We start from the raw sequence: 20,935 nt of genomic DNA on the forward strand, positions 1-20,935 counted from the left end.
TATAAAAATATGCAAGCTGATTTTTTAAATTTTTATGAAAAATTGAACAAAAGGAGAGCAATCGTGTCCAAATCTTATTTATCTGGAGCCGAGCTCATTGAGCAAATTCAAAAGTCTCCTTATTCACGTGATTTGATCGGTTATCACGGGCAACCTCCACAGGTTAAATGGCCTAACAATGCCAAGGTTGCAGTGCAATTTGTGCTTAATTATGAAGAAGGTGGCGAAAAACATATTGAGCACGGCGACGATGGCTCAGAACAGTTTTTATCGGAGATTATTGGTGCAGCAAGTTACCCGGCGAAACATATGTCGATGGACTCTATGTACGAATATGGTTCACGTGCTGGTTTTTGGCGCATTCATAATGAGTTCCAAAAGCGCAAACTTCCAATGACCATTTTCGGAGTAGCTATGGCGCTTGCCCGCAATCCTTATATTGTGGAGGCGATTAAGGAAGCTGATTATGATGTGGTTTCTCATGGTTACCGTTGGCTTCACTATCAAGATACCGATAGGGAAGTTGAAAAGCAGCATATCGAACAGGCTTTATCTGTTTTAGAAAACTTGTTTGGAAATAAAGTGACAGGTTGGTACACCGGACGTGACAGCCCGAATACACGTCAGTTACTTGCAGAATTTCCGCAAATTCAATATGACTCTGATTATTATGGCGATGACCTGCCCTTTTGGACGACTCTCACCGATACAGCTGGTGCATCACGCCCTCACCTCATTATTCCTTATACTTTGGAATGTAACGACATGAAGTTCTGCTCGCCGGGTGGATTTAATAGCTCAGAACAGTTTTTTCAATATTTAAAAGATAGTTTTGATGTGTTGTATGCAGAAGGAGAAACTGCACCAAAAATGATGTCAATTGGAATGCATTGCCGTATTTTAGGGCGACCAGGCCGTTTTAAAGCGCTACAAAGGTTCCTCGACTATATTCAAATGCATGATCTTGTTTGGATATGTCGTCGACAGGATATTGCGCAGCATTGGTATAAAAATCACATAACTCAATAATTGATTTTTAATTTTCCAAATTCATCAGCGAATTACAAATCACTCTTGGCACTGTTATTGCTAAAACTCTATATCACATTAACGAGTTTAGGAATAACAGTGTTTTTAGTCGAGTTTAATCAAGCCTCACCAGAACAACTCAAGACTCTGTTAAACAACTGCGTCCATATTCCTGCATGGGCCGAAAAAATTATTTCAGAACGCCCCTATTCAACAAAAGCATCTCTTTTGGAATATGCAGAAAATTTAAGTCAAATGTGGTCATGGCAAGACATTGAAACTGCTTTAGCAACCCATCCAAAAATTGGTGAACGCCAAGCTAAAAAACAACTCAATGCAAAAGAGCAAGATTTTTCATCTAAAGAACAAGCTGGCATTTCTTTAGATGAACAAACACAACAAGCTCTGCTACAAGGCAACCTTGATTATGAACAAAAGTTTGGCTTTATTTTTTTAATTAAAGCGGCAGGCCTCAGTAGCGATGAAATTTTAAAAAAACTACATGAACGTCTACAAAATGACTTGGCTATTGAAAAAACAATTGTACATGGGCAACTCGCAGCGATTGCTCTATTACGCCTATCTCAGGAAATACAAGCATGATCAGCACTCATATTTTAGATACGAATTTAGGTAAACCAGCTGCACAGGTAGAAGTGAAGTTGTTTCATGCAGAAACTCATGAGCTGATAGCGACTGCAATTACCAATCAAGACGGTCGAGTGAGTAATTTTGGAATAAAAGACTTAGGTGAAGGCGCTTATCAACTTGAATTTGAAATTGCACCTTATTTTTCATCACAACAAGTCAAAACTTTTTTCCCACGTGTTTGTATCCAATTTTTTATAGACGACGTCAATCAGCATTATCACATTCCATTACTGATCAGCCCATTTGCTTACTCCACTTATCGCGGTAGTTAATTCAAATATAAATAGGAGAAAAATATGACCCATCAGCAAAAAAATGCGATTTCTCCAGAGCATGAATATTTAGGAATTTCCAAAAGTTTTGCTTACGGCTTACAGCATGTGCTGACCATGTATGGTGGCATTGTAGCCCCGCCCTTGATTATTGGAACGGCAGCTGGCTTAAGCTCAGCACAAATCGGAATGCTCATTGCAGCAGCTCTATTTGTAGGTGGATTGGCAACCCTAATCCAAACAATCGGAACCAAATATTTAGGCGCAAAATTACCTCTGGTACAGGGTGTGTCTTTTGCAGGTGTAGCCACCATGGTTGCCATTATCACCACAGGCGGTGGTTTGCCTGCTGTCTACGGCGCGGTCATTGCTGCATCTCTGATTGGACTATGCCTTGCGCCTTACTTCTCAAAAATTATTCGGTTTTTCCCACCCGTTGTGACTGGATGCGTCATTACGATTATTGGATTGTCTTTGCTACCTGTTGCAATTCGCTGGATGATGGGTGGTAACAACAAAGCGCCTGACTGGGGTAGCGTAGAAAATATTTCTTTGGCCCTGCTGACCTTAGGCATTGTGATTGTTTTAAATATGCTGCCGCAAGCAAGCATTCGTCGTTTATCAATTTTGTTGGCTATTGTTGTTGGTACTACCCTTGCCTACTTCATGGGTTTTGGTGATTTTAGTCAGGTGAGTTCAGGCGAATGGCTGCAATTTCCACACTTATTTGCATTTGGTTTACCAACTTTCGAGCTCAGTGCAATTTTATCGATGTTGATTGTGACCTTAGTGATTATGACGGAAACCACAGCTGATATTATTGCTGTCGGAGATATTGTAGGAACTGAAGTCAATTCGAAACGAATCGCCAATGGCGTTCGTGCAGATATGTTTTCGAGTGCTTTTGCGCCTATCTTTGGTTCATTCATGCAAAGTGCTTTTGCCCAAAATGTTGGACTGGTTGCGATTACAGGCATCAAAAGCCGCTTTGTAGTCGCAGCAGGTGGTGTGATTCTGATTATTTTGGGCCTACTCCCTATTATGGGTCGTTTGATTGCCGCGATTCCAATGCCTGTACTTGGTGGTGCAGGTTTGGTCTTGTTTGGATCGGTTGCAGCGAGTGGAATTCGCACTTTGGCAAAAATAGATTATAACGATCAGAAAAATTTGATTATTGTGGCAACTGCTTTATCAGCAGGGATGATTCCAATTATTAACCATGAGTTTTATGCCCATTTCCCAGTTTGGGTACAAACATTATTTCACTCAGGTATTAGTTCAACATGTATTTTTGCTATCTTGTTGAATTTATTATTTAATCATTTACCCTCATTTCGCAGTTCGCGTACACCACATTTAAGCCAAACAATAAACACAAGAAATACTCATTAAAGATTTAATTTTTAGCGCCCCACTTCGGTGGGCTTTTTTTTAACCGTTGATCAAATTTGGCTTCATTTTTGCTTAAGACCCTGTATCCTTAGCGTGCTTTATTTGGGGGGAGATCATTTAAATGCAATTAAAGCAACTTGCGGCGACTTGTGCCTTGTTATCTGCAACGGCCATGGTTCAGGCGAAACCAATTTGGCAAGATTTTAGCGTGACTGGACTTTATGGTGAAAACTATGAAGTTGTAGATGAGAAAGAAACCACGATTACTTTGGAATATGCAGCGAAAGTTAAATATGCTGACGTATTTTTCTTCTTAGACCGCATGCGTGGCGAAGATGACTATAAAAGCACTTATTTTGAGTTATCACCACGTTTAAGTTTAGGTGAAGTAGCTGGTAAAAAACTGGCATATGGCCCAGTAAAAGATGTGTTGATTAGTACCACTTGGGAGAGTAACTCTCAAAACGGCAACAACTTCGACAACTTCCTTTATGGTTTCGCAGTTGATTTAGATATCCCATATTTCCAATATGCGAATTTAAACTTCTACCGTGCCAATAATGAGAAAACTGACGACGATTATCAAATGACATTCGTTTACGGCATTCCATTAAAATTAGGATCTGAAGATTTCTTGGTAGATGGTTTCCTTGACTGGTCAACCGCTGAAGATGACCATGCAAGCGAGTTGAACTGGACAACTCAATGGAAATGGAATGTAGGTAAACACATTTCTCCTGATACACGTTTATACCTAGGTATCGAGCACTCAGTGTGGAATAACAAATTTGGTATTAAAGGTGCCGACGAAAATAACGTTAGTGCATTGGTTAAATACCACTTCTAAAATTTTTATTTAGAAGCATAAAAACAGCAAGGAAGAATCCTTGCTGTTTTTGTTTTTAATCGAGTGGATTACCCACAATATTGCTAATAATCCCCTGCATAATATGTCCGCCTTGTTCACGGCGTAGTTCTTCATACCATGCTTGTGTAACAGCTTCATCTTTCATATGGGTCACATCACAACGTTTGCGTGCACGAAGTACCAATTCATTGGCACGTTCATTACGCTTGTTTTGATAGCGTCGCAAAGCATCTTCGACACCTAAAGTGTTAATTTGCAGAGAACGCGCTAAATAAATTGCGTCTTCCATCGCTTGGCAACCGCCTTGGCCAATATCAGGTGTCGTGCTGTGTGCAGCATCCCCTAAAATCACCACGCGACCTTTATAAAATTGAGTGAACGGTTCAATATCATGTATTTCGACCCGATTGGTCTTTTGCGGGTCTAAGCGCTCAATGAGTTGCTGTACTGGCAAACACCAATCAGCAAAATATTGTTTTAAAAGTTTTTTATAGTCATCTCGATTATTGTCTAAACCTGCTGGCAAAGGCACATCTAAAAAGAAATAAAACTTACCATCCGCAACCGGCATCAGAGACGCACGCTTGCCTTCCCCCACATATGTCGTCCATTGCTCGGCTGGTGCTAAATCTTCAGATATTTCAACTAGGCCATTCCAGTTCACATATCCCGCATAACGGCGCTGTACTTGTTGGCCCAACACATAGGTCCGTGTAAGTGAGTGGGTACCGTCAGCCCCAATTAATAGATCAGCCTGCGTTGAACTGCCATCTGCAAAATGAACCTCGACATAATCAGCTTTGTCTTCAAGGCGGACCATTTTTTTGCCTAAATAAATCTGATCTCGGCCAAATTCATCCATGAGCATATTTTGTAAATCAGCACGTGCAACTGGATAAGGTCGTTGGCCTACTTCTTCAATTAATGGCACTAAACTGAATTGTGTCATCACATCGCCAGTTAAACCATCTACATAGGCCAAGTCATCCATTTGTCCACCAAGTTTGGCGATTTTCTCGGTTAATCCCAGATAATTTAGGCATTTCACACCATTTGACCATAGCGAAATTGCTGCACCGACAGGAAGGATTTTTTCAGTTTGCTCGAAAATGCGGACTTGGTGACCAAATTTTTTTAATGCAATGCCTGTGGTTAGACCTCCCATTCCCGCACCAATAATCACCACATTCATAACACGCTCCTATAGATATTGACCTATAAGGTGCTTATGCTAAAAACATGCCATCGTTCAAAAATTATTTAGCTTTTCCACAAAACTGGCATGCACCATGCTTATATATTTAAGTACAAAACTCGTCTCGGCACGCTCAGTGTGAGTGCAGTTTTAAATGAAAAATCATGTTTTTAACAAGAAATACGGATACTCCCCTATGGCAACATTGCACGCCCCAGCTTTTGAACTTCCTGAAATTTTGAATACTAAAACTAATTTGGCAGATGCCCGAATTGGTGCACAAGTCATTGAGTGTTCAGACGATTTCTTTGCAGAAGCAAAGCGTATGCTGCAATTTGAAGCACCCATTTTTGTTGAAGATAAATTTGATGATAACGGCAAATGGATGGACGGCTGGGAAACCCGCCGTAAGCGTCATGCGGGCTATGACTGGTGTATTGTAAAACTAGGGGTGAGTGGAAAAATCACTGCTCTTGATATCGATACCAGCTTTTTTACAGGAAATTATCCAGCTTCTGCATCATTAGAAGCATGCTATGCACCAAATGGTGACCTTACAGGGGCAAAATGGGAGAATCTTTTAGGAAATACTGAACTCGGCCCAAGCCAGCATCATATTTTCATGGTCAATAATGATGCACTTTTCACTCATATACGCCTTAATATTTTCCCAGATGGTGGTATTGCCCGTTTACGTGTCTATGGTGATGTTCATATTCAAGTGACTGACAGCGAACAAACTCTCGATTTATTAGCCCTCGAAAATGGTGGCCGTGTAGTTGCCTATAGCGATGCGCACTTTGGACATCCACGTAATTTGATTAACCCAGGCCGTGGCGTCAATATGGGCGATGGATGGGAAACCAAACGCCGCCGAGCACCGGGTTATGACTGGTGTATTCTTGCACTCGGTAAAAGCGGAAAAATTGAGAAACTTGAAATTGATACGGCTCACTTTAAAGGGAACTTCCCTGCTGAGGTTTCTATTCAGGCGGTTTACCTTGAAAATCCAACCGATGCACAGTTAATTCCTCAAAGTATGTTCTGGTCTTATTTACTTGAAGCTCAACCGATGCAAATGGATCATATTCATGAATATGTGAATGAGATTTTACAACATGAAAAAATCTCGCATATTCGTATTAACATGATTCCCGATGGTGGTATTAGCCGTGTTCGTTTATGGGGAAAAATTGCCAAGTCATGATCATGAATAATTTTCAAATTCAGCCTTTAACAATTGAAAAATTTCAGCCCTTCGGAGAAGTTATTTGTTGTGACGGGCATGACTTTTTTCATATTAATGATGCCCACACCGAGCGCTACCATGCGCTCGTTGAAACTGAAATTGAGGGAGAAGCGAAAGCAGGAATTAGTATTTTCCGTAATATTAAAGCCAGTGTTCTTCCTCTGGAAATTTCTATGTTAGAACGCCATCCGAAAGGCTCTCAAGCATTTATCCCATTACAACAACAAAAGTTTTTAATCATTGTGGCGCCCGCTTTAGATGAGAATACTCCCGATATTTCAAAGCTATGTGCTTTTATCTCAGACGGTAAGCAAAGTATCAATTATCGGGCAGGCACATGGCATCATCCTTTGCTTACCTTTGAGGCACCAAGTGATTTTGCAGTGGTGGATCGAATTGGTAATGGCGCAAATTGTGATGTTTTTCAATTTCCGGAAGCTATAAAAATTACTGTCTAAATTAAAATAGACAAATCTGTCTATTTTAATTTAGTGATCAAAATGCCAATGGTCGCGTAAGAACAGAGTCGTGTACTTCAAACGCCAACCTAAGCTTTGAGTATTACAGAATGGAACGGAAGGTTCCGCCTTCAACACGAACTGCTGCCCCATTAGATGCTGATCCCAAAGGACTTGCCAACAACGCAACCATAGATGCAATTTCATCAGCTTCAATCATTCTTGCAATCAATGAGCTTGGACGATATGTCTCGAAAAAATGTGCTTCAATTTGTTGATCTGTCATGTCGGGACGAGGAGCAGTTTGACGTAAATAGTCCATGATACCTTCGGAACGTGTTGCAGAAGGAAGTACGCTGTTCACCGTAACTCCCGTGCCTTTTGTTAACTCGGCCATTCCACGTGATACAGCCAATAGAGCAGATTTACTCACGCCATAATGCACCATATCTGGTGGTGTGAATGCTCCTACTTCACTCGACATAAAAATCACTCTTCCCCAATTATTTTCTAACATTTTTGGAAAGTAGTGACGAGATAAGCGCACACCTGACATAACATTCACATTAAGCATATGCCACCAGTCTTCGTCTGTAATCTCAGTAAATGTTTTAGCTTCATAATATCCTAAGTTATTTACCAAAATATCGGTGTAAGGGTGTTGTGAAATTAATGTCTCAACTCCCTCTGATGTACTAAGATCAGCTAAAAACCCACGTACTTTGCCCAAGGGAGCATTTGCTTCTATCTCGGCTACCGCCGCTGCCAATTTGTCTTGGGTACGGCCCGTAATGATGACATCAGTTCCTTCTTTAGCCAGAGTTTTGGCAATTGCTAGACCGATGCCTGCTGTTGCCGCAGTTACAATAGCTGTTTTACCTTTCAGTTGGAGATCCATAGCTTTTTCCTTTTCATATTTAAAGATGGTGTGCAGACGCTTTAATCATTCTTTGGCTATACCAGATTTAGCCACGTTCTGATCAAGGACCTATTAGCGATGAGTCACCACATAAGATGTAAAGAGAGCTAAAGTATTACTAAATTCCCTTTCATCCTGTTCCAATACGTTTTGCAAATTAATTACATAAATTCATGGAAAAACTGAGATGACTGAAACACCATAACGATGATTTATATGAAGTGTATTGTTAGCAGCAGAGGGGATAAACAACCGTCAAAGGAAAACATTTGTTCTTTAAAGAACAGAATAAGACAGCTTTTTTAGAAGTATGGCCATCAAAAGATAAAGGATATACCTAAAATCAGGAAAACTACTTATAAATTAGTTGCTTGCAATAAATTATATGAATTATCAGGTGCAGGATAATTTTATAAAAAATTATCCTGCACACTTTAATTAAACAGTAATATCAGCCAAGTTACCCTTCTGCTCAAGCCACTGTTTACGATCTGCCGAACGTTTTTTCGCAAGTAATTTGTCGAGTAAACCTGCTGTAAAATGGGCATCATCAAGATCTAATTGAACCAAGCGGCGTGTATTAGGATCCATCGTGGTTTCACGTAGTTGAATCGCGTTCATCTCACCCAACCCTTTGAATCGGGTAATTTGCGGATTACGATTACCTTTAATATTTTTCAAAATAGTTTCAAGTTCATCATCATCAAGCGCGTAATGGACATCTTTGCCAATGTCGATACGGAACAATGGTGGCATTGCCACATACAAATGTCCTTCTTCAACCAATGCTGGAAAGTGTTTAACAAATAAAGCGCAAAGCAAAGTCGCAATGTGTAAGCCGTCCGAGTCCGCATCGGCCAAAATACAGATTTTGCCGTAACGTAGTTCAGATAAATCATCACTGCCCGGATCTACACCAATCGCAATTGCAATATCGTGAACCTCTTGAGAAGCCAAGACTTCATCTGAAGAAACTTCCCATGTGTTTAAGATTTTTCCACGAATTGGCATGATGGCCTGAAAGTTTTTATCACGGGCTTGCTTGGCACTACCGCCCGCAGAGTCACCCTCGACAATAAACAGCTCACTGTCCTCACGCGTTTGACCGACACAGTCCGCCAATTTACCCGGTAAAGCAGGGCCAGAAACAATCTTTTTACGCTCGACTTTCTTTGCTGCTTTTAAACGACGACCTGCTTTAGAAATCGCCATTTCTGCCAGTTGCATGGCAATTTCAGCATGTTGGTTTAGCCAAAGTGCGAAAGCATCTTTAGCAATGTTTAAAACAATATTAGATGCTTCTCGACTAGAAAGACGCTCTTTGGTTTGACCTGAAAACTGCGGTTCTTGGAACTTGAGCGATAAAATATAGTTCACGCCATCCCAAACATCTTCTGCCGAAAGTTTAAGGTTTCGTGGCAACAGGTTGCGCAGCTCACAGAACTCACGTAACGCTTCAGTTACACCTGAGCGTAAACCGTTCACGTGAGTACCGCCTTGCGCGGTTGGAATCAGGTTGACATAACTTTCTTGAACCTGCTCACCGCCTTCTACATTCCAACAAATTGCAAATTCACACGCCGCACGATCTGCCTGACCATTACTCACAAAAGCAGGATTCGGCAAGATTTCACGGTCTTGCAACTCATCCATCAAATAATCAACGAGGCCATTTTCAAATTGCCATTCGATTTTTTCATCGTTAATTTGATCGATATAGATAATTTTTAAGCCAGCCGCTAAAACAGCTTTGGCTTTTAAATTGTGTTTAAGGGCTTTTAAAGCAAATTTTGGACTATCAAAATATTTCGCTTCTGGCCAAAAATGTACTGTTGTACCTGTCGCGCGTTTTGGTGCTTTACCTTCGAGAACGGCTAAAGGTGCTACTGGTTCACCTTGCTCAAAGGCCATTTGGTATAGGTTGCCCTGCCGTTGAACTTCAACCTCAACACGTGTTGATAAAGCGTTTACAACCGAAATCCCCACACCATGTAAACCACCTGAAAATTGGTAATTATCGGTACTGAATTTACCACCGGCATGCAGCTTGGTCAGAATGATTTCGATACCACTTTGGCCATATTCAGGGTGAATATCGACCGGCATACCACGACCATTATCTTCAACTGACAATGAACCATCTTTATAAACCGTGACACATATCTTGTCGGCATGACCAGCTAATGCTTCATCAACAGCATTATCAATCACTTCTTGGGCTAAATGGTTAGGTCGAGTCGTATCGGTATACATCCCTGGACGACGACGAACAGGGTCTAAACCAGAAAGGACTTCAAGCGATTGAGCCGTATATTGTGTCACGTTGTACGTTTTCCTTATTTGATGGTGTGCGCAAAGAATTCGATCACTAACGGTAATTTTTCTTCAAAATCTTCCATAGCATGATTGCCATGAGCATCCGTCAAAATCAATGAGGATGGCGTTGCAGCACTATAATAGCGTTGTGCTTGACGATAATCCAAAATTTCGTCGCCTTGTTGCAACAAGACGAGTATTTTGTCAGCATTTTCAGGTTGTTTCAGTTCAAGTTGTTGTAACTGTCGTAACTGAATATGGTCAATTGACCATTGATCATTCACCACATAGGGCATGCTTTCAACTTGAAATAACTCATCAAACAGCTTCCATGGTTGCATAGCAGGATTAATCAGTACAGCCGGAATATTATATTTCGCGACAAAATATGTCGCAAAAAACCCGCCGAGGCTACTACCGACTAAAGCCACGTCTTGTAAAGATTCAATAAGTGTTGAAACTTGCTCTACCACTAGATCGGGAGATCTATTTAAATCTGGCAAATGCACATTTATACCCAATTCGCTACAATACTGCTTAAGGCTTAGTCCCTTAATTGAAAGAGAGCTACTATTAAAGCCATGGAGGTAGATAATATTCATATATTTCCCTCTAAATTGATAATAAACTCACATTTTTGTTCTCAGTTTGTATATAAAAACACTATTGTCAGACAAGAAAAACTACTCAACTAACCATTCATCAGTATTTTAAAAACATGTGTTATTTAAACTACTAAGATGGAAACGTTTACTGCCGTTGATAAAAAGTACAGCTTAAAACGTCGGTTATAACGTACATGGGGAAAAGATATGCCGAGCTTAACACCACTACATGAAACTTATTGTAAATGGGATCGTACGCCCCCTAGTCAGGCAGACGTATTAGAAGGTTTAGCTCAACTGTTCAGTACCAGCTTAAATGGTGTACATGAATTAATTCAAGTTATTAATATTGAAGTATTAAAAAATGCTTTTGGTGTGAGCACACAAAATGCTAAAAACTTTCAAAAACGACCATTTGTGCAAAAGGCATATCAGCTTTCTTATGGCGCTTTACAAAAATACGGTAGCTGTTTTTTAGCGCCAAGTTTACGTCATATTATTGAAAAATATCCTACACTTCACGAAAAACCACTCACCCCAAGCCTACATTTTTTGGTTGGAATTTTGAATGGGATTTTTGGGGATTATCTGCTTAAACAACATAGCCCCCTCGCCTTACCCATGGTGCTATACGATCACTACGGTGCAATCCAACAAGGAGAACTTGCAGGTCGTATTGTAATTTTGGCCCATGGTTTGTGTATGAACCATCTTACTTGGTCAAATGCGCATTATGGCGGTATTGGGGAGCGTCTGTTAGCCCAGCGTGACCATAACACCATGCTGTATTTAAATTACAATACTGGTCGACGTATTTCAGCCAATGGCCGCAGCTTTTCAAATTTATTAGAAGATTTAGTACAACGTAATCCAAGAATTACCAGTATTGATATTATTGGCCATAGTATGGGCGGATTGGTTTCTCGTAGTGCCTTGTTTTATGGCAAACAAAATATGTATCAATGGATTCATATGGTCGAGAATCTGGTATGTATTGGCTCTCCACATCATGGCGCAGTCTTAGAGCGCTTTGGCTTTACCATACAAGACAAACTCGGGGCTTTTCCTTTCGTAGGTTTACTTGGTCAACTGGTTAATATTCGTAGTAATGGCATTTTAGACTTACGCCACGGTAGCGTCCGTGATGACGACTGGGAATATATGGATGCCCGAATTGGTATGATGGATGATAATCGTGCCCCAGCTCCGCTACCTTCCCATATCAATACTTTTTTAGTGGCAGGCACCCTCGAGTTTGAAAAAGTACGTAACAAAGCGCTGACGGTGATTGGTGACTATTTGGTAAGTGTAAAAAGCGCGCTAGGTGAACACCCAAATCCACGTTTTCAGCTCAAAGTTCCAGATTCGCATAAAGCCGTGTTTTATGGCTTAAATCACTTTGAAATACAGTATCACTCAAGTGTTGCCGAACAAATTACGCGCTGGCTATATCCTCATATTAATGATTATGTACAAGATGGTATTCAAACCCATATTATTGATATGCCGAACTATACGCTCGAAGATTTAGAAGGGATTGTAGAGACGTAAAAAAAGCCCAACTTATGTTGGGCTTTTTTATAGAATCTTAAATATTTTAAAAAAAGCTCTATAACTATTATTTATCTTTAAAAAATAAGTTGTCTTTACTATCTAAAACTTCATCAGAATAAAGATAGTATTTTCCTTTCTTAAAGACTACTTTTCCTAACTTTTCACCACTTTGAACATTAAAGAAATATAGCTCGTTATTTTTCTCTTTCACTTTGCATATATAAGATTTATCAACCTGAAAGCCACTAATAGAATACTCACACTTTTTGGGTGTTAATGTTAAAACAGATTCTATCGTCGCAACATTACCACCCGGCAACTCTTCTGAACTATAATAATGATAAGTACCATTCCACTTATCCGTATTTGCAAATGCGTTAGCAGAAAGAGCCAGCAATAATAAACAAAAAAATTTCATTAAATTAATTTATAAACAATTAAGTCAAACTATTATAACCAAATTGCAATACAATAAAATATTTTATGATTTCATAAATAAACTATTAAAAATACTCTTTTCAAAAATTAATTCTTATCACTATTAGTAAATTTAGAGAAATATATGAAAGAAATTGTTGTTTTTGACTTGGATGGGACATTACTTTCGGGTGACTCTACAAAGGCATGGTTAACAGATAAATTGAAATCTAATCTTCTCAGATTTATCGCTGCAATTATTGTTAGTTCGATTGCTTTACCTCTTATGAAATTCAAGAAATATAAATCTAAAGGTGCTTCATTGTATTTGTGGATTGCAACGTATGGTATGAATGAAGAAGAATTAGAATATAGTTTTAAAAATTTTTCCAATAATATCAAAGATATTACTTCTGATTCATTATATTGGTTTGAGCAAGGTATAACTGAAGTTAAAGATCATTTAGCACATGGAAGGATTGTGTTTATTGCCACGGCTGCGCCAGAAAAGTTAGCGAATGTTTTACTAGAGTCCATCAATCTAGATGTACAAATTATTGGTACTCCTTTGCAAAAGAAACTAGGAGGATGGATAAGTGGGATACATTGTAGGTCTGAAGAAAAAGTAAGAAGATTGAATAAGCTTGATATCAAACAACCTTGGTTTGCAACATATAGTGATAATATTGAAGATGACTTGCCTATTTTGATGGGCGCCAAACTCCCCTATTTAATTAACGGGGATAACAATAAGATTAAAAATATGAAAATCAACAACTTAAAAATATTAAATTGGGTTTTAAAGTTAGAACATTAATATTATTTTTAGAAGCCACCGAAAACTAATTAACCGAAGACGCTATAGAATCAATTAAATTAACCTACATAGGCACTTTTAGTAATAAAAGTGCCTATGTTATTTAAATTTTCATTTATCATGAATATTATTAGTTAATTTTCTCTATATTTATTTCTTATATCCAACAGACCTTTACTATATATTTTTTCATTTTCAGTGCATGATACTTGTAAATTCATATCTAGGTAAGTGTAACGATGTACTAATTTTTCTTCATTATTGTGCCCTCCAAAAATATTAAAATGTGCACCTTCACTTGAAAAACATTCAGTTATAATATTAGGAATTCCATCCCCTATTAAATCCACCCCTCTAATTTTATTATTTTTATATAAAATCTGATCCTTATTTAATTCAAAGCCATAGCCTCGAACTAAATCCTTGCTTCTTTTATTAATATTATAAAAATAATTAGGCTCATCTGTAACAAAAGCTAATTCTGAAACACAATCACTACTATCTTTTTTCAATACTGGATTCACGATATCATATTTAAATTTTTCTTCTTCTTTATAAACAATTACAACATCTTTATTAAGAGGTTTTTCACTTACTATACAACCTTCATCAGAATCTAATAATAAATAAATCTTATTGTCTAACATTTTTTTTATATCTTTACTAACCTGTAATTTCTCTACTGAAGGTAATTTTTTTTGTGGCATCTCGACTTTATGTTGTTCAGTAGGTTTAACATGAGTAGTCTCACTTAAATGTTTATTATCACAAGCACTTAAGCCCAATCCCAATAAACACATACCAATTAATGTTTTGTAAATCACTTTTTACCTACCTGTCTCTGACCAATGAGGTGCATCTTTACTACCATACCAAATTACACCATATTTTTTGCCTAATTGAGTTAATGTTGCCCAACTTGTAATTTTTATACTTTCACCATCAATAGTCACAACTTTTCCAATATAATTAGATATTCTCATATCTACTGCTTTTTTTCTATTATGGTTTGAAGAGCCTGGTTTACCTACTGGATTCTTGCCTATACCATATTTTTTATACATTGCTTTTGCTGCTTTTATTGCTTCAGTTTTATTTCCTTTATGTGTCCAATCAATATTTACTCCCGGAAATGGAGGTACTTTATCTACAGCAATTTCTCCTCTTGCTATCGCTGTAGAATAATACATTAAATAACTTCTTTCAGATGGACGCCAAGTTGTATTAATTACGACACTGATACCGGCATTTTTCATACCATTAATAAATTTTGAAGCGTTGGTTTTGAAAGGCTCAGCTAAATCACTTAATCTATTACTTTGTAAGAACAAGCTACACCAATCCACTCCGCTAACTTTTAGTTGAGATGAATCCGACTTAGTAACATTAATAGATATAGGTTTCATATCTTTTTGTAATACTACTTGGGTCAATAGGTTTGTATTTTCAAATATTTTTATTGTTTGTCCGGCTTGGCCCTTATGTATTTTTGCACCTAGACCGCTAACACCGCTTATATGAGAGTTTTTATTTCCCTTATACTCAATTATATATTCACAATTACTAACTAATTGCTTAGTTATTTTGTCATAAGTTAAAATTTTAAACTCTATATCACTATTATCTATAACAATAGTTTTAGGATGGCCTTCTGTACTGGTTTTTACTTTTTCATCCCTCTTAGGGGTAGAGTCATGAGTTTCAACTGGCTTATCAACTAGTCGCTTATGTTTAGCTGAAGGAATTGGTTGTTTAGATTGAGATATTTCTACAACTTTAGTCCCTGTCTTTATATTTTTTGATGCTTGCTCTATTGCTGAGGAATCAACATCGATAACACGAAGCGATTTATTTTTATCAACTTTGATAGTTAATAAATTCCGTTCATCTCTTAATTTATAATTCAGTTCGAATCCTGGCATTGCACTAACAGTTATCTTTCCATTACCATCAGTCTTTTTTTGCTTTATCTGATTTCTATATTTTTGAATTAAATTCAAATTCGTTATAGGTTTTTTTGTATCTCTATGTCTGAACAGGATATTAAAAGTATGTAAATTAACCTTTATAGTCTTTTCACCCATCCCCTCTTGTGCTGTAAAACGAATAATTTCTTGTTTTGAGTCCAGCCCACTAATTAAAACTATAATCTCCTCACCACTTAACGCTACTAAGTTATTTTCAATACCATTAGTACCTACACTATGCTTCTTTTCAGCATTTTTATATTTTAAAAAATAGGAAAAATTTGGTATTACCTTATTTTCACTATCTATGATCTTAATACTAAAATTAACGTTTTTTTGTTTAGTATTATTCTCACCCTCTTCTGCTTTTTTTTCATTATTTACTTCAGCTTTGGTGTCTTTTTTTACAGATTCTTGCTTTTGACTAGGTGATGTCTGTTGGTTATGTATGTCAGTTTGAGATTTTATTCCACTACGACCACTTGCAACAACTATAACCGAAGAATGATTTTTCCCATCAGCAATTAATAAAATTTCTTTATTATTATTATCAACCGCTTGAACACCATCAATAGTAAATCTTGCTCCCCAACCATCTTTCACAAGAAATGATCTAATTTTACCTTGATTATCAGTAACTAAATTACTTAACGCTGGTACTACTTTTGTTTTCTTGTACCCAATACTTACACTAGACTTAGCAAGTACATTAGCACTTCTATCAACAAATTGAACATAGAAACGTGATGTGCCTTTATATCTATACCAACGCATATCATCATTTTCTGTTCCTTTTATTTTTACTTCTTCAGTCAAGGAACTTTTAGCAAAATCTGGAACTAGTGAAGTATATTTTTCTGGATTTTTCTTATGTAAAGCTGCTTGAGCTTTAGGGCTAAAATATAATACAACTCCATTTGTTATATCCTCTTCCAGTCCTTGATAAATTGGTGATATTGCTTCAATGATATCTTGGGTATGATCAGATATATTCCCCGAATACATTTCTGTCACAGCTTTTTTAAAAGGTGGATTTTTATCAGTAATAGCATCGAAATTCTTTTTTAAAATATCACTAATATTTCTTGCATTAAGCCACTCTGCAAAACCAATCCTATTTTTTATACAGTGCGCCACAACTTTCCAAGTGGTTGGACTGCATCCTCCAGCTTCTCCTGCCACAGTCCCAACAAACTTTATAAATTCTTCTGAATAACTCATTTACTGTTACTTCCACAAGGATTTTGAATTTTCTTTTTAAATAGAATTTTACCATAATCATTTGCAATTAAATTGAGCTCTCCAGTATTATCAAAATGAGACATCTCACTAAAATCACTGTAATAATTAAATTTTGATGGAAGAATATTGAATTTCTTTTCACTTAAGTCTATTAAAATTCTTTTATTATTAGTGAACATCTTTTTTGCATATATTTTCTTTTTACGACTATCACTTTCTATAATACATTTAGACTTAATATCAAAACTAATCAACTCCTCAGTATAATCTTCCTCATGTTTTCCGATAAAGTAATGTCCTACACAAGGTGAACCACATGAACTTACTACATGAAAGATGTCTTCATTAACTTTTTCAATACTTGGTGATTTTATATCGCGTAATAAAATATTTTTTTTACCATTTGCTGTTAGAACAACATTACAACTTGTCTCATATTCGTCCGTACATTGTGAAATAAGATTAAAATCTTCTTTTGCATAACTTTTCAGTGAAAATAAAACCAAAAAGAGGCAAACAATATTTTGTTTATTAAACATCAGTCAATCTCCTAATCATTATGTGTATGTTCATGATCAATTCCACATCCACAGCCATCAATCTCCTCACCATCTAGTGATTCAGCTTCCTGTCCAAGCATCAGCTCTTTAATTTCTGTTAAATAAGCTCCTGGGACTAAAGCGAGTTCTAAATTATCAACAGAATCGCTGTAAACTCTCGCGCTACTTTCTTGCTCAAACTCATATACAGCTTCAATTTTCTTAGAATGATTAATTAATTTATACTTCATATTTTTTAATATTTTAGTATCAAATATTTGACTTAAATCAAATCTCATACTATACATTCCAGTTGCCGGCATTTTCGGCAACTCAGCATTTACTGTTGCTCCACTCGTAAACAAATGCTGCCCAGCTTTACTTTCAAACTTACCGCCTGTTGTTGAAAATACGCCATCCGCATTAATTTTGAGCTGTGACCCACCTGCTGTTAATACAATTTCTTTTGGACTGGTAAGCTCGATTTTTTCTTCAGTAGAAATGAACTTGATGACCTTCTTGGCAATCGCTTCAATAGCATCATCTTGCGCTTGTAGTTCGAGCTTTCCTTTTGCTGCATAAGCGCGAAAACCCTTTTGTGCGGCAAACAAACTGATTTTGTCTTGTGCATGCCCAATAATATTTTTCTGCGCACTCAAATTAATTGAACCACTCGCACTTTCAGCAATATCTTGCGAAGCTTGTAGAATAATATTTTCAGGCGTCGTCAAAGCAATACCATTTGGCGATGCCAACAACATAAGAGCTTGTCTAAAGATCTTGCCTTGCTCTTGCTGTTTAGTATCGGAACTGCTTTCTAAACCTTGGGTATAACCTTCCATAAAGCCTTGCAAAGAACTTAATGCTTTAGAAGGTGATACTTCTAATTTACTGCCTTTACTAAACGTTCCACATACACTCATCATGTCAAAGTCTTTGGTCTCGACGTTGGCTAAGACTTTTCCAACCTCTTGAATACTTTCAAATGGATTTTTATGAATGCGGTCTTTAATACTGGCAAGTTTTCCTTTAACGATGTCGGCACCATGCTCTTCAACATTTTCAATAAATGCTTTTAAGTTTTCCACCGCATCTTTGGCATCACTAAAGAAAGCATTAAATTCGTCTACAACACCTTTTGCATTTCCCCCTAGCGCGCCAATATCTTGAATAAAGCCACCACAATCTTTTAAGGCGTGAATAGGATCGTTATTAATTCCTTCTTTAAATAGATTCACCGTACTATCTAATGCTTGTCCTGTAGTTTTTAGCTCAAGTGACTGAATGAATTTGGGTAAGCGATTAATCACGTTCAAAGCATCAGTCTGTTGCTTTGCTGCAACTTCACTGAGCATTTTCATGCTTTCATAGCCTTGTGAAAGTAAGGATTGTGCTTGTGCAGCCTCTAAATGGTCTGCAATCGCTTGCTCTTGTGCATAGGTACTGATGAGCATGCCTTTACCTGCACGCACAGCTCCCCAAGCATCTGTTCTTAGCTCAAAACCTTCACCACGGCCTTGGCTCGTCGCTTGTTCTTTCGGATGGCTTAAGTTACCTAAATTCAACTGTGTTGCTGCATGGCTACTTTGGAGTTGGGTACTGATTTGCCCTGTTGTGTCATCAAAGCGTAATTGGTTAAAGCCACTACCATTAACTTCTTGACTGCGTATACCACTTAGCTTTTTAGTATCAGGAAGCTGCCCTTTTACATCGAACTTGGTTGGTGAACGCTGTGCCTCGTGGATGCGCCCGGTCACAAATGGACGGTCAATATTGCCATCAAAGAAGTCAATGACTACCACTTCACCAATACGTGGTAAGAAGCGTGCCCCATAACCTTCTCCAGCCCAAGGAGTCAGTACATCTACCCAAGCCGAGTCGGTATCATTGTCATTGCTCCCTGCTCCACCGTCATGCCCATGATCATCACTACGGGTAAATAGAAAACGTACCTTAATGCGCCCCCATTCATCAACATGAATAGTCTCTCCCTCTGGCCCCACGACTTTCGCTCTTTGTGGATAGGCTATTGGTCGATGCTGCTCCGGATTATATTCAGGTGCAGTTTTGATTTGACGGCGTATTAATGTCAGCTCATTACCTTGGCGCTCAATATCATCGTAACCATGTTGATCCCAACGACTTTGGGTTAATAACTGGCTAACTTGCTGATGTAAATCTTTAGGTAAGTTATTTTGGTTATAGAAATTTTTAGCAATAATTAGGAACTCTTGATCTGCTCCTTCATGCTGATCAATTTCAGGGTGCTCCTGTAGATTAAACCAATAGCCGACTTGGCCGTCACGAACGCTACTATAGGCCTTAAAATATTTGGCCTGACTCGCGTACATATTAGTAAATTGCTGATTTAATTTCTCTAGCTGATTACTACTTGAAGCAGTGGCTTGATCTTCCCCTTTTAAATCTTGCATCCAAGCTGGGCTTACGTGCCATGCTTGTTCAAGGCTCAAACTCGCTGAATCAAATTGCTCTGAATGTATGTGTGTAGTGATCACTGATCCTACACCTTCTTCATGTGCCAGTGCATCAGGTTGCCAACGCTGCACATGTACCGCAGTCGGCTGCAAAGTCCGCACCGCAACAAAACCTGTAATACTATCTTGATATTCTGTTGCACTACTTCGGTGATAGTGAATGCTGCGACGTGCTAAAGCTTGGTACTGATTATTATCATCAATAAGTCTCAGTTTTTGAGCCTGTATTGGCGCAGTGAAATGAGGTACAAAAAGTTCGGCTTCATCAATTAACCAGCTAACGCCTTCACTTCGCCATAAGCGCGTAAGAAAGTCATAGTCAGATTCATTGTGCTGCATAATAAATGGGCGAATATCATAATTCTGACTTAACCCACTAAGATCAAGACTTAAACTTGTCGCAAAAAGCTGACTTTTTTCTTGCCACTCTTTAAATAATACTTCCGTGACTTCAATAATACTTTTATTCATGAAAACACGACTATTACGGCGCTTGTGCCATAAGTTTGTCGCGTCTTTTAATGTGAGTTTATAAAGTGTTAAAGCACCGTCACTTTGACCATAACTGGCTTCTGTCACTATTCCTGTAGTTCGAAATAATTGTCCAGAATCAGTAACCTGATCAACAGCAACTTGTACCCCTATAAACTGCTTTAATGCAATTTGGGCATTCGTTGAAAGACAGATCAACTCAGCTTCCAATCCCCCATTTAGCTGATGTTGGCCTTCGATACGCTGTAAAAAAACTTGGCTATTGAGTAGCTCATTAGAAAATTGCACATGGATGGCACGTTTCTGCGCACTTAACCCTATTTTTTCCAAAACATTAAATATATTGAAAAGCATTTTTTTATAATCATAAGGATATAAAACGGCTGCACTTTATAAAAAACAGAACTATCTGTCTACAAAATTATGCGTTATTTTTATCAATTTTTTTATATTTTCAC

The 20,935-nt window shown here is 37.9% G+C and carries 18 protein-coding genes; 9 read left to right on the plus strand and 9 right to left on the minus strand.

Translation table 11 applies throughout. From position 1 onward, the window contains the following. Positions 1-63 precede the first annotated feature (63 nt). From puuE to KTI78_RS08965, 5 genes are all read left to right on the plus strand, one after another. A complete protein-coding gene (puuE, locus tag KTI78_RS08945) occupies positions 64-1,029 on the plus strand; it encodes an allantoinase PuuE (RefSeq protein WP_262445845.1) in 966 nt (321 codons plus the stop codon). Between the two features lie 99 nt (positions 1,030-1,128). After that, positions 1,129-1,632, plus strand: coding sequence for a 2-oxo-4-hydroxy-4-carboxy-5-ureidoimidazoline decarboxylase (gene uraD, locus KTI78_RS08950; RefSeq protein WP_262445846.1), 504 nt, complete (start codon positions 1,129-1,131; stop codon positions 1,630-1,632). Beyond that, entirely contained in the window at positions 1,629-1,952 is a 324-nt protein-coding gene (uraH, locus tag KTI78_RS08955; RefSeq protein WP_262445847.1) for a hydroxyisourate hydrolase, read from the plus strand. Before uraD ends, uraH begins: the two co-directional genes overlap by 4 nt. Positions 1,953-1,976: 24 nt before the next feature. Continuing rightward, entirely contained in the window at positions 1,977-3,344 is a 1,368-nt protein-coding gene (locus tag KTI78_RS08960; protein ID WP_262445848.1) for a nucleobase:cation symporter-2 family protein, read from the plus strand. A 121-nt stretch (positions 3,345-3,465) separates the two neighbouring features. Continuing rightward, positions 3,466-4,191 carry an outer membrane protein OmpK gene (locus tag KTI78_RS08965; RefSeq protein ID WP_262445849.1) on the plus strand — a complete coding sequence of 242 codons (726 nt, stop codon included), beginning with the start codon at positions 3,466-3,468 and terminating at the stop codon, positions 4,189-4,191. A gap of 55 nt (positions 4,192-4,246) precedes the next feature. Here the strand turns inward: KTI78_RS08965 and hpxO are convergent, their stop codons facing one another. Beyond that, positions 4,247-5,404, minus strand: coding sequence for an FAD-dependent urate hydroxylase HpxO (gene hpxO, locus KTI78_RS08970; protein ID WP_262445850.1), 1,158 nt, complete (start codon positions 5,402-5,404; stop codon positions 4,247-4,249). Between the two features lie 199 nt (positions 5,405-5,603). Between hpxO and alc the strand changes: the two genes are divergently transcribed. Both alc and KTI78_RS08980 read left to right on the plus strand, forming a co-directional pair. Further along, positions 5,604-6,614 carry an allantoicase gene (gene alc, locus KTI78_RS08975; RefSeq protein ID WP_262445851.1) on the plus strand — a complete coding sequence of 337 codons (1,011 nt, stop codon included), beginning with the start codon at positions 5,604-5,606 and terminating at the stop codon, positions 6,612-6,614. Next, the gene (locus KTI78_RS08980) at positions 6,611-7,114 is read left to right on the plus strand and encodes an ureidoglycolate lyase (protein ID WP_262445915.1); all 504 of its coding nucleotides are present in this window, start codon (positions 6,611-6,613) and stop codon (positions 7,112-7,114) included. Before alc ends, KTI78_RS08980 begins: the two co-directional genes overlap by 4 nt. 103 nt (positions 7,115-7,217) lie before the next feature. Here the strand turns inward: KTI78_RS08980 and KTI78_RS08985 are convergent, their stop codons facing one another. From KTI78_RS08985 to KTI78_RS08995, 3 genes are all read right to left on the minus strand, one after another. After that, entirely contained in the window at positions 7,218-8,012 is a 795-nt protein-coding gene (locus tag KTI78_RS08985; protein WP_262445852.1) for an SDR family NAD(P)-dependent oxidoreductase, read from the minus strand. A gap of 459 nt (positions 8,013-8,471) precedes the next feature. Continuing rightward, a complete protein-coding gene (parE, locus tag KTI78_RS08990; RefSeq protein WP_004790102.1) occupies positions 8,472-10,355 on the minus strand; it encodes a DNA topoisomerase IV subunit B in 1,884 nt (627 codons plus the stop codon). A 14-nt stretch (positions 10,356-10,369) separates the two neighbouring features. Beyond that, positions 10,370-10,951, minus strand: a complete 582-nt coding sequence (locus KTI78_RS08995; protein ID WP_016142731.1) for a YqiA/YcfP family alpha/beta fold hydrolase — start codon at positions 10,949-10,951, stop codon at positions 10,370-10,372. Between the two features lie 210 nt (positions 10,952-11,161). Between KTI78_RS08995 and KTI78_RS09000 the strand changes: the two genes are divergently transcribed. Then, positions 11,162-12,505 carry a GPI inositol-deacylase gene (locus tag KTI78_RS09000; RefSeq protein WP_262445853.1) on the plus strand — a complete coding sequence of 448 codons (1,344 nt, stop codon included), beginning with the start codon at positions 11,162-11,164 and terminating at the stop codon, positions 12,503-12,505. A 67-nt stretch (positions 12,506-12,572) separates the two neighbouring features. Here the strand turns inward: KTI78_RS09000 and KTI78_RS09005 are convergent, their stop codons facing one another. After that, positions 12,573-12,926, minus strand: coding sequence for a DUF5991 domain-containing protein (locus tag KTI78_RS09005; RefSeq protein WP_262445854.1), 354 nt, complete (start codon positions 12,924-12,926; stop codon positions 12,573-12,575). 144 nt (positions 12,927-13,070) lie between these two features. On the opposite strand from KTI78_RS09005, the gene KTI78_RS09010 reads away from it, so the two are divergent. Continuing rightward, positions 13,071-13,742 (plus strand): haloacid dehalogenase-like hydrolase, encoded by a 672-nt coding sequence (locus tag KTI78_RS09010; RefSeq protein WP_224992190.1) that lies wholly within the window; start codon positions 13,071-13,073, stop codon positions 13,740-13,742. 134 nt (positions 13,743-13,876) lie between these two features. Here the strand turns inward: KTI78_RS09010 and KTI78_RS09015 are convergent, their stop codons facing one another. Genes KTI78_RS09015 through KTI78_RS09030 form a run of 4 tightly spaced genes read right to left on the minus strand, consistent with a single transcriptional unit; the run spans position 13,877 to position 20,831 of the window. Beyond that, positions 13,877-14,566 (minus strand): hypothetical protein, encoded by a 690-nt coding sequence (locus tag KTI78_RS09015; RefSeq protein WP_224992191.1) that lies wholly within the window; start codon positions 14,564-14,566, stop codon positions 13,877-13,879. A gap of 3 nt (positions 14,567-14,569) precedes the next feature. Continuing rightward, positions 14,570-16,930: a hypothetical protein gene (locus KTI78_RS09020; RefSeq protein ID WP_262445855.1), complete on the minus strand. Its 2,361-nt coding sequence runs from the start codon at positions 16,928-16,930 to the stop codon at positions 14,570-14,572. Continuing rightward, positions 16,927-17,490: a hypothetical protein gene (locus KTI78_RS09025; RefSeq protein WP_224992193.1), complete on the minus strand. Its 564-nt coding sequence runs from the start codon at positions 17,488-17,490 to the stop codon at positions 16,927-16,929. Before KTI78_RS09025 ends, KTI78_RS09020 begins: the two co-directional genes overlap by 4 nt. A gap of 11 nt (positions 17,491-17,501) precedes the next feature. After that, positions 17,502-20,831, minus strand: a complete 3,330-nt coding sequence (locus KTI78_RS09030; RefSeq protein ID WP_262445856.1) for a type VI secretion system Vgr family protein — start codon at positions 20,829-20,831, stop codon at positions 17,502-17,504. Positions 20,832-20,935 lie beyond the last annotated feature (104 nt).

The sequence above is a fragment of the Acinetobacter sp. WU_MDCI_Abxe161 genome, from assembly GCF_025514355.1.
GTDB classification, from domain to species: domain Bacteria; phylum Pseudomonadota; class Gammaproteobacteria; order Pseudomonadales; family Moraxellaceae; genus Acinetobacter; species Acinetobacter pittii_E.